Here is an 11,913-nt window from a genome sequence, read left to right as displayed (position 1 = left end):
CGTGGAAGTCACATGTGTCGGCACGTCGGCTGATCTGTTCCGGACCGGGTACGTGCGAGACTAGATAACCATGAGCGACCCACGGATCACCTCGTCGATCTTCACCCGCGGCGCGGTCGACCTCAGCGCGCTGCGCCCGTCCACCCCGTCCCGTCCCGCCGCCCCCGCCCAGGGCGGCCCGCCCGCCGGTGTACCGGGCGGTGCCACACCGGGCGCCGGGGTAGCGGTGATCGACGTGACCGAAGCGACCTTCCAGTCCGAGGTGCTGGAGCGTTCGCTGACCACACCGGTCGTGATCGACTTCTGGGCCGAGTGGTGCGAGCCCTGCAAGCAGCTCTCCCCGGTGCTGGAGAAACTCGCCACCGAGGGCGGCGGCGCGTGGGTGCTCGCCAAGGTCGACGTCGAGGCCAACCCCCGGCTGGCCCAGATGTTCCGGGTGCAGGGCATCCCGATGGTCTTCGCGGTCGTCGGCGGACAGCCGATCGACGCCTTCTCCGGTGTGGTGCCGGAGGCGCAGCTGCGGCAGTGGATCCAGGCCGTACTCAAGGCCGGCGGCGTCACCGCCGAGCCGGCCGGTGACCCCCGCCTCGACGAGGCCGACGACGCGTTGATGACCGGCGACCTGGACGCGGCCGAGGCGGCGTACCGGAAGATCCTGGCTGAGAGCCCGGCGGACGCCGCGGCCGAGGCGGGTCTGGCCCAGGTCGGGCTGGTCCGCCGGGTCGGCGCCATCGACCCGGCCGCCGCGCTCGCCGCCGCCCAGACCGACCCCGACGACGTCGAGGCGCAACTTCTCGCCGCCGACGTCGAGGTGCTCAGCGGTCAGGCCGAGGCGGCGTACGCTCGACTGGTCGCCCTGGTCCGGCGGACGGCCGGGGACGACCGGGAGAAGGCCCGCCAGCACCTGGTCTCGTTGTTCACCATCGCCGGCCCGGACGACCCCGCGGCCGGCAAGGCCCGCCGAGCCCTGGCGAGCGCCCTGTTCTGACCACCCCCACGCCCGCGCGGGCCGGCGGTGGCCGGCCCGCCCGACCTCACGAGGACGGGAGCCAATGACGCGCCGGATCGCCGTCCTCGACGCGCCGACAAACCTCGGCCTGCGGCCCCCCACGCTCACCTCCGTGCCGGGGTGCGGCAAGGCGCCGGGGGCGCTGCGCGACCACGGCCTCCTCGCCCGGCTGCGGGCCCGGGACGCCGGCTGTCTCACCGCACCCCGGTACGACCCGGGAGACTGGCGTCCCGGTGACGGGGTCTGCCACTCCCGGGAGATCGCGGAGTACTCGGCCGCCCTGGCCGGGCGGATCGGGGACATCATCGACCGGGGCGAGTTCCCGGTGGTGCTCGGCGGAGACTGCTCGGTCCTGCTCGGCTCCGCACTGGCCATGCACCGGCTCGGCGAGTCGGTCGGCGGCCGGATCGGCCTGGTCTTCGTCGACGGTCACTCCGACTTCCGCCACCCCGGCAACGCCTCCTACGTCGGAGCCGCCGCCGGTGAGGACCTCGCCCTGGTGACCGGCCGCGGGCAGGCCGACCTGGCCGCGATCGAGGGCCGCCGACCGTACTTCCGGGACGTCGACGTGGTGGTGCTCGGCATCCGGGCGCAGGACGAGTACCGCCTGGACCTCCAGGCGGCCGGCATCGTCAACCGGCCGGTGCCGGCGCTGCGCGCCGAGGGGGCGGCCCGGACCGCGCAGTGGGCCCACGAGCAACTGGCCGACTGCGCCGGCTACTGGCTGCACGTCGACGTGGACGTGCTCGACCCGGCGGTGATGCCGGCAGTGGACGCCCCTGACCCGGGCGGGATCGCCTTCGCCGAGCTGGAGATCCTGATCGCCGGGCTGGTCGACACCCCGCACTGCCTCGGGGTGGAGCTGACCGTCTTCGATCCCGACTACGACCCGGACGGCGCGTACGCCGCCGAGATCGTCAACACGCTGGTCGCCGGCCTGGCCCCGGTCACCGCCCCGAACGCGGTCCCGCCCAAGCTGCTGCCGCCCCGCCCGGTCCCGCCGCCCCGCCCGGCCGCCGCCGTCTTCCCCGAGGCACCTGCGGAGCGGTCGCTCCCGCCCACCGTGGACCCGTCGGCTTCCGGCGTCGTGGGCCGGCTGTCTCCGGGGGACGCCGACGACCTGGGTCCGATCGTCGCCAGCTGACCTGCGGTGCCGACGCCGTGCTCCGACGTGCGGCACCGGCCGCGGCCTTCGCTCCTCCCGTGCCGGTGCGACCCCGGCCCGGTCCACGTGGTCTCCTCCACCCGGTCGGGGCGCGACGTCGCGCGGGTCGGGACGGAACACCCTGGTTCCGGTTCGGACGCTGTCGAGCTGCCCCGTCTGTGCGCCTAGACCGACCGCCACTCCCGCGACCGCCATCCGGCCGGGCGCCACTCCGGCTACCTCCACGAGGGCGACTGCAACTCGTGCGACTGCCAGGCGGGAGGGCGACACCACGTACGTCACGCGGAGTGCCTGCCCCGTCTGTGCGGGCAGCTCGACAGTCTCCGCGCACTCCCACCTGTCTGCCGGGACCGACCGGTCGTGGCGGACCGCATCGGGCCCAGCGTCTCGGCCAACGTCGGACCCGGAGCGCCGGCCCGCCTTCGGGAGGGTGGACGGGACCGGGTCCCGGGCGAGCGCGGAGGCGCCGGAGGCGACCAGCTGGCGACGCAGTCGGACAACGGGTTCCCTCAGGCGAGGGCGCGGAGGAATCGGGCGGTGATCGGGACGGCCGACTCGGTGCTGGAGCCGCCCTTCTCCACGAAGACGGCGACGGCGACGTCACCCTGCCAGCCGACGAACCAGGAGTGCGTGTTGGCCGGGTTGTCGTCGTACTCGGCGGTGCCGGTCTTGCCGTGCACGGGTTTGCCGGGAACGCCGCGCAGGGCGGTGGCGGTGCCGGAGGTGACCACCTCGCGCATCATCGTGCGCAGCGGCTCGACCGACTCCGGCTTGAGCTGCGGCCCGGCCGGTGCGGGTTGCCCGGGAGCCGGGTCGAGGACCAGCTTGGGCTGTTCCCAGCGGCCCCGGGCGACGGCGGCGGTGGCGGCGGCCATGGCGACCGGGCTGACCAGGGTGGTGCCCTGGCCGAAGGCGGCGGCGGCCCGCTCGGCGGGGGTGCCGCCGGTGGAGACCTTGCCGGTGAAGACGTCCACGCCGAGGTCCCATTTTGCCTCCAGGCCGAGCATCCGGCCGGTCTCGGCGAGGCCGGTGTCGCCGAGCTTCGGGGCGAGCGCGGCGAAGGCGGTGTTGCAGGACTTCGCGAAGTCGGTCCGGAACGGCACCTTCCCCAGGGCGAAGTTCTCCGAGTTCTTGAAGGAGCGGCCGTCGACGGTGAACGTCTTCGGGCAGTCGACCGGGGCGTCCAGGGTCACCGCCTGCCGGTCGAGCAGCCCGAGCGCGCTGACCATCTTGAAGGTCGAGCCGGGCGGCACCTGAGCGGTGAACGCGAGGTTCTCCCCGGCCGGGCCGGGGCCGTTGGCGACCGCGAGCACTGCGCCGTCGCTGACGCGTACCGCGACCAGGGCGGAGCGGCGTCGCTCCCCGCGCAGGGCGGCGTCCGCCGCGTTCTGCACCGCCGGGTCGAGGGTGGTCTTCACGGCCTGTCCGGGCTGTGGGTCCTTCCGGAACACCTCGGTGCCGGTCGGTGCCCACGTGCCCTCCGGCCCCCGGCGTTCGGTGACCACGCTGATCCCGGCGGCGCCGCGCAGCCGTTCGTCGTACCGGCCCTGGAGGCCGCCGTGGCCGACCTGGTCGCCCTCGGCGTAGACGCCGGGTTTGGCGGCCAGGTCCTCGGCGGTGGCCGGGTCGACCGAGCCGAGCAGGGCCCGGGCGAACTCCCGGGTGGGGGCCAACTCCAGCTTCTCGCTGCGGAACTTCGTGCCGGGCAGGTCGTAGATGCGGGCGCGGATCTGCCGGTATGCCTCCTCCCGCAGGGTGACCACCTCGACGAAGGCGTCCGGTTTCGCGTCGGCCAGCCGTTTCGGCAGGTCGGACAGGTCGACCGGTGGGGTGATCGCCGGGCGTACCGCCTTGAACGCGGCGTCGAGCCGGCGGGCCAGGCCTGCGGCGTCGGTGACCTCGCTCGGTTGCACCCCCACCCGGACCACGGGCCGAGGAGCGACGATCGGTGCGCCGGCCGCGTCGAGCACCGCGGCGCGGGGCGCGGCGACCCGGCGTACGGCCAGGCGGTCGCCGCGCAGCAACTGCTCCTGTACCAGGGCGGGTTCCCAGGCCACCTGCCACGCGCCGTCCCCGCTGCGGGCCAGGCGGACCGGACGCTCGTAGCGCCACCGGGTGTCGCCGGGCAGCGTCCACTCCACGCTGATCCGTCCCTCGGCCGAATCCCGGGTGATCTTTGGTTCCCCGGACCGGCGCAGGGCGGGTGGCCGGTCGGCCAGTTCTCCGGAGAGCTCCCGGATCTCCTCGGTCACCCGCTCCGCCGGGATCCGGGCCCCGGTCGGGTCGCGGAAGCCGACCGCGTGCAGGTCACCGGAACGCCAGCCGGCGAGGAACGCGTCGACGCTCTCCTCCGGTCCGTCACCGCCGGAACACCCCACCAGTGTCGCTGCGGTGACGACCGCCGCGAAAACGGCGTTCCGCATGCGGCGGGTACGCGGGCGGCGGGGCGGGTAGGACAGGGACATGGACCCTCCGATCTCGGCCTGACCTGCACGGTAGTACGCGAACCGTCCACCGGGGGCCCCGTGCCGGGCCACGAAGTGGGACCGGCGGTGGTGTGATGAACATCGCGGGTCGGGGTACTCCAGCCCCGGCCACCTCGAACCCGCAACGGGTGGATGGGCACAGTCCCGAACCGGAAGTCCAGCCTGTGGTCCGCCAAGGAGAAACGTGATCGACAGGGCCTAGGCTGGACGGTGAGTGACCCACAACGCGGTGGGTCGAGGGGAGTGGCACCGATGGACCGGCGTCCGGCGATCAAACCGGGACCCGACCTCCGGCCGGGAGGCTCCGGCCGCGACGACAGTTTCGAGTCGGCGACCGACCGCGATGGGTCCGGCCGCCTTCATGCAGGAGTAACCGGTATGTCCGGTTCTAGTATCGACACCTTGTACGACCTCGGCCTGCCGGTGGAGGCGCTCGGCGACGACGTGGAGGACGCCGAACTCGACGAGCCGGTGCCCAACGCGGAGCGCCTGGTCGCCCAGGCGGTCGCGCTGGCCGGCGACGACCACGGCGCGGCCACCCTGGTCGACCGCTTCTGGCGGTTCGCGCCGGACGAGGAGCTGATCGGGTTCGCCGCCGAGGAGATGCTCGACGCCGCCCGCGCCCACCGCGAGCTGGCCGAGCAGCGGGTCCGGGGTGAGTTGAAGCTGCGGATCCACGAGCCGGACGCCGAACAGCACCACACGGTGATCGAGATCGTCACCGACGACATGCCGTTCCTGGTCGACTCCGTGACCGCCCTGCTCAACTCCCACCACCTGGACGTGCACCTGCTGGTGCACCCGCTGGTGGTGGTCCGGCGGGAGCCGTCGGGTCGGCTCGCCGAGGTGGCGGCGGACGTCGAGCCGGACGACGCGATCGACGGCGACATCGTCGAGAGCTGGATGCACATCGAGATCGACCCGATCCGGGACCCGGCCCAGCGGGACCGGCTCCGCGCCGAACTCCAGCGGGTGCTCACCGACGTCCGGGAGGCCGTCGAGGACTGGCCGAGGATGCGCCAGCAGGCCCTCGACCTCGCCGAGGAGCTTTCCGCCGCGCGGACCTCCGACCACCGTCCGCCGGTGCCGGAGAAGGACATCACCGACTCGGTGGAGCTGCTGCGCTGGCTGGCCCACGACCATTTCACCTTCCTCGGCTACCGGGAGTACCGCCTGGTCGAGGTGGACGAGGGCGGGACCCCCGACGAACCGCGTGGCCAGGCGCTGGAGGCCAGGCTCGGCACCGGCCTGGGCATCCTGCGGCAGGACCGCACCGAGCCCCGGACGCTGTCGTCGATGCCGCCGGAGGCGCACGAGAAGGTGCTGGAGAAGCGCCTGTTGATCATCACCAAGGCGAACTCCCGGGCGACCGTCCACCGCTCGGCGTACCTCGACTACATCGGTTTCAAGGTCTTCAACGAGCACGGCGAGGTGGTCGGGGAGCGGCGCTTCCTCGGGCTCTTCTCCACCGCCGCGTACCGGACCAGCGTGCGCGAGCTGCCGGTGGTCCGCCGCAAGGTGGCCGAGGTGATGGAACGCTCCGGGCTGAGCCCGCGCAGCCACTCCGGCAAGGACCTGCTCCAGATCCTGGAGACCTACCCCCGCGACGAGCTGTTCCAGATCAAGACCGACGACCTCTACCACGCGGTGATCGGCGTGCTCCGGATGGCCGGGCGTCGCCAGCTGCGGGTGTTCCTGCGCCGGGACGGCTACGGCCGGTTCATCTCCTGCCTGATCTACCTGCCCCGGGACCGGTTCACCACGCAGAACCGGCTGCGCATGCAGGACATCCTGCTGCGCGAGCTGAACGGGGTCGGGGTGGACTACACCACCCGGGTCACCGAGTCGATGCTGGCCCGGGTGCACTTCATCGTCCGGACCGACCCGGCGAACCCGCCTGGTGACGTCGACGCCGACCTGCTCGCCGAGGAACTCGCCGACGCGACCCGGCTCTGGGACGACGACTACCGGCTGGTGCTGGAGCGCAAGCTCGGCGACGAACAGGCCAAGCACCTGTTCACCCGGTACGCCGACGCCTTCCCCGAGGGCTACAAGGACGGGCACACGCCGTACGAGGCGATGAAGGACCTGGCCAAGCTGGAGCTGCTGGAGGAGCCCGGCCAGCTCGAGATGCACCTGTTCCGCAAGCAGCTCGCGCCGCGCAACGGCACGCGGGGCGCGGGCGATCCGGCCGAGGCGATGGACGTCCGCTTCAAGGTCTACCGCAACGGCGAGCCGATGCTCCTCTCCGACGTGCTGCCGGTGCTGCACTCCCTCGGGGTGCGGGTGGTCGACGAGCACCCGTACGAGGTGGACCGGATCGACGGGCGGATCTACCTCTACGACTTCGGCCTGCAACTGCCCGAGGGGCACCAGGAACTGTCCGAGGTGCGCCCGCACGTGGAGAACGCCTTCGCCGCCGCGTGGCGGGGCGAGGCCGAGGTGGACGGCTTCAACGAGCTGGTGCTGCGCGCCGGGCTCACCTGGCGGCAGGTGGTGGTGCTGCGCGCGTACGCGAAGTACCTGCGCCAGGCGGGCACGGTCTTCTCGCAGGACTACATGGAGTCCACCTTCATCGCGTACCCGAGGATCGCCACCCTGCTGGTGGAACTCTTCGAGGTGCGCTTCGACCCGACCGTCGGGCTCACCCCCGAGGAACGGGACCGGCGCGGCACGGAACTGGCCGACACCGTCAACGCGGCCCTGGACGACGTGTCCAGCCTCGACCAGGACCGCATCCTGCGGGCGTATCTGACGTTGGTCCGGGCCACCCTGCGGACCAGCTTCTTCCAGCGGGTGGACGGCGGGCGACCCAAGTCGTACGTGGCGTTCAAGCTGGACCCGCAGGCCATCCCGGATCTGCCCGCGCCCCGCCCGAAGTACGAGATCTTCGTCTACTCGCCCCGGTTCGAGGGCGTGCACCTGCGGTTCGGGCCGGTGGCCCGCGGCGGGCTGCGCTGGTCCGACCGGCGGGAGGACTTCCGTACCGAGGTGCTCGGCCTGGTCAAGGCGCAGATGGTGAAGAACGCCGTGATCGTGCCGGTGGGGGCCAAGGGCGGCTTCGTGCTCAAGCAGAAGCCGGGGGACCGGGACGAGGCGGTGGCCTGCTACCGGGAGTTCATCTCCGCCCTGCTCGACGTCACCGACAACATCGTCAGCGGTGCGGTGGTGCCCCCGACCGACGTGGTGCGCCACGACGGCGACGACCCGTACCTGGTGGTCGCGGCGGACAAGGGGACGGCGACCTTCTCCGACATCGCCAACGAGATCTCCACCGCGCACCAGTTCTGGCTGGGGGACGCGTTCGCCTCCGGCGGTTCGGCCGGCTACGACCACAAGAAGATGGGCATCACCGCCCGGGGCGCCTGGGAGTCGGTCAAACGGCACTTCCGGGAGCTGGGGCACGACACCCAGACCGAGGACTTCACCGTGGTCGGCGTGGGCGACATGTCCGGCGACGTGTTCGGCAACGGAATGCTGCTCAGCGAGCACATCCGGCTGGTGGCCGCCTTCGACCACCGGCACATCTTCCTCGACCCGGAGCCGGACGCGGCGACCTCGTACGCCGAACGGAGACGGCTGTTCGAGCTGCCCCGGTCGTCGTGGGAGGACTACGACGCCGGCCTGATCTCCGCAGGTGGTGGGGTGTACCCGCGTACCGCCAAGTCGGTGCCGATCTCGCCGCAGGTCCGGGCGGCGCTCGGCCTCGACGGCGACGTCACCCAGATGTCACCGCCGGAGCTGATGAAGGCGATCCTGACCGCCCCGGTGGACCTCTTCTGGAACGGCGGCATCGGCACCTACGTCAAGTCCTCCGGCGAGACCAACGCCGAGGTCGGGGACAAGTCCAACGACGCGATCCGGGTCAACGGCAAGGACCTGCGCTGCCGGGTGGCCGGCGAGGGCGGCAACCTGGGCTGGACCCAGCTCGGCCGGATCGAGTACGCCCAGTCCGGCGGCCGGATCTACACCGACTTCATCGACAACGCGGCCGGGGTGGACTGCTCCGACCACGAGGTGAACATCAAGATCCTGCTCAACACGGCGGTCGCCGACGGGGAGCTGACCGTCCCGGACCGGGACGAGCTGCTCGCCGAGATGACCGACGAGGTCGCCGAGCTGGTGCTGCGGGACAACTACGACCAGGCACGGGCGCTGAACAACGCCCAGGCCCAGTCCGCGTCGCTGCTGCCGGTGCACCGCCGGATGATCAGCGACCTGGAACGCTCCGGTGCGCTGAACCGCGCGCTGGAGGCGCTCCCGTCCGACGAGGAACTGGCCGCCCGGACGGAGACCGGGCTGACCGCGCCGGAGTTCGCGGTGCTGCTCGCGTACGTGAAGATCGCGCTGGAGCGGGAGATCCTCACCGACGGGCTGGCCGACGAGGAGTGGACGACCGACGTCCTGGTCAACTACTTCCCGACGCCGATGCGGCAGCGTTTCGCCGACCGGATGGAGCGGCACCGGCTGCGCCGGGACATCGTCACCACCGTGCTGGTCAACGAGGCGGTCAACCGGGGTGGCATCTCGTTCGTGTTCCGGGTGGTCGAGGAGACGGCGGCGTCCCCGGCGGACGTGATCCGGGCGTACGTGGTGGTCCGGGAGGTCTTCGGGCTCCGGGAGCTGTGGAACGCGATCGAGGCGCTGGACAACCGGGTCGCCCCGGAGTTGCAGACCAGTGGCTACCTGGACACCCGGCGGCTGCTCGACCGGGCGGTGCGCTGGCTGGTCACCAACCGGCGCTCGCCGATCGACGTGCCCGCCGAGATCGCCCGCCTGCGCGACGGGGTGGCCCGGCTCCTGCCAGAACTGGAGAACCTCTTCTTCGGTGCCGAGCGGGAGGCGCTGGCCGCGCACGTCGACACGATGAGCAAGCGGGGGCTCCCCCGGGAGCTGGCCGAGCAGGCGACCCGGCTGATGTACAGCTTCGGCCTGCTGGACGTGGTGGAGACGGCGGCGCAGACCGGCAAGGACGTCGGCGAGGTGGCCTCGGTCTACTTCGTCCTCTCCGACCGGTTCCGGGTCGACTCGCTGCTGTCGAAGATCTCCCTGCTGCCCCGGGAGGACCGCTGGCAGACCCTGGCCCGGATGGCGTTGCGGTACGACCTCTACGCCGCCCTGGCCGCGCTCACCAACGAGGTGCTCGACTCCACCGACGCGGCCCTGCCGTCGCAGGAGCGGGTGCAGGTCTGGGAGCAGTCCAACGCCGTGTCGATCCACCGGGCCCACCGGGCGATGGGGGAGTTCGACGAGTCCCGGGCGGACCTGGCCGCGCTCTCCGTCCTGCTGCGGCAGATCCGGACGCTGGTGCGTACCTCCTCGGCGAGCTGAGGCGGGTCCACACGCCGCGCGCCCGGTGGGAGCTCCCACCGGGCGCGCGGCGTGTGGCGTCCGCCACCGGTCGTCAGGTCACCAGGGTGGCGAAGACGATCACGTTGTCCGGGTAGTCGCGGTTCCGCTCGTCGAACTGGCCACCGCAGGTGACCACCCGTAGCCCGGCCCGGTCGCTCGGGCCGTAGACCAGTGCGGAGGGGAACTCCGCCTTCGGGTACGACCGCACCGCGTCGACCCGGAAGGTGGCGGAGCTGCCGTCCTGACGGGCGACGGAGATGGTGTCGCCGGGCAGCAGCGCGCCCAGGTCGAAGAAGACGGCCGGCCCGATGTAGCTGGAGTCGACGTGGCCGACGATCACCGCGTTGCCGATCTCGCCGGGGGAGGGGCCGGGCCGGTACCAGCCGGCGCGCTGCGCCTGCTCCAACGGGGGCACCTCGACGGTCCCGTCCGCCGCCACCCCCAGCGACATGACCGGGGCGTTCACCCCGATCCGGGGGATGGTGATGGTGGTGGGTTCGGACCGCTCCATCCCGACCGGGCCGCTGGCGCCCGCTTCCGTGTCGGGGTCGCCCGCGGCCCGGTCGGCGGGGTTCGGCGGGGTGTCGGTGACCGGCACGCCGATCCCGACCGCCGGCTGCGGGGGCCGGGGCGGTTCCGGCTCCGTCAGTCCCACCCCGAGCAGCCCGGCCCCGAGTACACCGAGGGTCACCACGGCCGCGCCGGCGGCACGCCACGGTCTCCCGTGACGGCCGCCGGCGGGCTTCCCCGCGTCAGACCAGCTCATCGGCCCGACGACGCCGCATCAGCACGATGCCGCCGAGCGCGGCGGCCCCGAGCATCGCCGCCCCGCTGACCGCCATGCCGCGGTCGCCGCCGGTGGCGCCACCGTCACCGCCGTCGACCGACCCCGTCGGCAGGACGACCAGGGTGCCCTCGCCGCAGGAGCCCTTGACCTTGTACGTGCCGGGCTCGGCGTCCGCCGGGATCTCGGCCTCGCCGTAGTACACGAACTTCGGTCCCTTGTGCCGGGCCTCCTCCTCGGCTGCCGCCTCTTCCTCCGCGGCGCCCTTGTCCTTGCCGTTCGCCTCTTCCTCGGCAGCGGCCTCCTCTTCGGCGGCGGCCTCGGCTTCGGCCTTCTTCCGCGCGGCCTCCTCGTCGGCCTTCTTCTTGGCGGCCTCCTCCTCGGCCTTCTTCTTGGCCTCGTCCTTGGCCTCGTCGCCGCCACCCCAGCCGCCGGACTTGGAGTCGCCGTTCATACCCGGCTGTCCGGCCTCGTCCTCGTGGCTGTCCCAGCCGTTGCCGGACTTGTCGCCGGACTCGGAGTCCTTGCCGTTCTTCGAGCCGTGGTCGTTCCAGCCGCCGTCGGACCCGGAGTCCTTGCGGTCCCAGCCGCCGTCGGATTCCTTGTCCTTGCCGTTCCAGCCGCCGTCGGATTCCTTGTCCTTGCCGTTCCAGCCGCCGTTCTCCGAGCCGGAGCCGTTCCGCGACTCGTCGCTCCCGGACTCCTCGCCCCGCGCGTCGCGCTCGTGCTCCTTCTTGTGGTGGTCCCGGGCGTGGAGCTTGACCTTCCCGGTCACCTTCGACCAGACGAAGGCGTGCTCCTGGCGGTCCGCGCAGACCTCGATGAACTTGACATCGTGGCCCGGCTGCACGGCGTGCGGATCGACGTAGACCTTGCCCTTGTGGTGGTCGTGGTGCCCGTTGCCGTTGTCGGCGAAGGCGATCCCCGGCGTGAAGACCAGCAAGGAGGCCCCGCCGAGGGCGGCGCCTGCGACGACCTTCCCGAGCTTGTTGGTAGCCATGACCTGCGTCACTCCATCCCTTTTCGTCCTGGCCCGGCGGAAGCCGAGCTAAGGCAGACGTTAGACCGATTCGCGACCTATGCGGGGAAAGATTCGCGTTTAGGAGTGTGTCGGCTA

General features: G+C 72.2%; 6 protein-coding genes. 3 read left to right on the top strand and 3 right to left on the bottom strand.

What is annotated here, in order from left to right; translation table 11 throughout:
• Window positions 1-70 precede the first annotated feature (70 nt).
• The gene (locus GA0074694_RS00535) at window positions 71-988 is read left to right on the top strand and encodes a tetratricopeptide repeat protein (protein ID WP_091450784.1); all 918 of its coding nucleotides are present in this window, start codon (window positions 71-73) and stop codon (window positions 986-988) included.
• Window positions 989-1,052: 64 nt separating this feature from the next.
• Window positions 1,053-2,153, top strand: a complete 1,101-nt coding sequence (locus GA0074694_RS00530) for an arginase family protein (protein WP_342670913.1) — start codon at window positions 1,053-1,055, stop codon at window positions 2,151-2,153.
• 530 nt (window positions 2,154-2,683) lie between these two features.
• Here the strand turns inward: GA0074694_RS00530 and GA0074694_RS00525 are convergent.
• Window positions 2,684-4,639 carry a penicillin-binding transpeptidase domain-containing protein gene (locus GA0074694_RS00525; protein ID WP_091458431.1) on the bottom strand — a complete coding sequence of 652 codons (1,956 nt, stop codon included), beginning with the start codon at window positions 4,637-4,639 and terminating at the stop codon, window positions 2,684-2,686.
• Between the two features lie 273 nt (window positions 4,640-4,912).
• Here GA0074694_RS00525 and GA0074694_RS00520 point away from each other — a divergent pair, with 273 nt between their 5' ends.
• Window positions 4,913-9,991, top strand: a complete 5,079-nt coding sequence (locus GA0074694_RS00520; protein WP_091450782.1) for an NAD-glutamate dehydrogenase — start codon at window positions 4,913-4,915, stop codon at window positions 9,989-9,991.
• A 73-nt stretch (window positions 9,992-10,064) separates the two neighbouring features.
• Here GA0074694_RS00520 and GA0074694_RS00515 read toward each other — a convergent pair whose 3' ends face one another.
• Together GA0074694_RS00515 and GA0074694_RS31315 are read right to left on the bottom strand one after the other, a co-directional pair.
• Entirely contained in the window at window positions 10,065-10,778 is a 714-nt protein-coding gene (locus tag GA0074694_RS00515) for a class F sortase (RefSeq protein ID WP_091450780.1), read from the bottom strand.
• Complete coding sequence (locus GA0074694_RS31315) at window positions 10,765-11,796, bottom strand: hypothetical protein (RefSeq protein ID WP_176737733.1); 1,032 nt, start codon at window positions 11,794-11,796, stop codon at window positions 10,765-10,767. The genes GA0074694_RS00515 and GA0074694_RS31315 overlap by 14 nt, the downstream gene beginning before the upstream one ends.
• Window positions 11,797-11,913 lie beyond the last annotated feature (117 nt).

It is taken from the genome of Micromonospora inyonensis, assembly GCF_900091415.1.
Classification (GTDB): Bacteria; Actinomycetota; Actinomycetes; order Mycobacteriales; family Micromonosporaceae; genus Micromonospora; species Micromonospora inyonensis.
Note: the sequence above shows the minus strand (reverse complement) of the source record. Positions and strands in the feature narration are given on the sequence as shown.

Excerpts from the sequence above, each read along its gene's own strand:
- GA0074694_RS00535 (WP_091450784.1), top strand. The coding sequence starts at position 71 with ATGAGCGACCCACGGATCACCTCGTCGATCTTCACCCGCGGCGCGGTC.
- GA0074694_RS00530 (WP_342670913.1), top strand. The coding sequence starts at position 1,053 with ATGACGCGCCGGATCGCCGTCCTCGACGCGCCGACAAACCTCGGCCTG.
- GA0074694_RS00525 (WP_091458431.1), bottom strand. The coding sequence starts at position 4,639 with ATGTCCCTGTCCTACCCGCCCCGCCGCCCGCGTACCCGCCGCATGCGG.
- GA0074694_RS00520 (WP_091450782.1), top strand. The coding sequence starts at position 4,913 with ATGGACCGGCGTCCGGCGATCAAACCGGGACCCGACCTCCGGCCGGGA.
- GA0074694_RS00515 (WP_091450780.1), bottom strand. The coding sequence starts at position 10,778 with ATGAGCTGGTCTGACGCGGGGAAGCCCGCCGGCGGCCGTCACGGGAGA.
- GA0074694_RS31315 (WP_176737733.1), bottom strand. The coding sequence starts at position 11,796 with ATGGCTACCAACAAGCTCGGGAAGGTCGTCGCAGGCGCCGCCCTCGGC.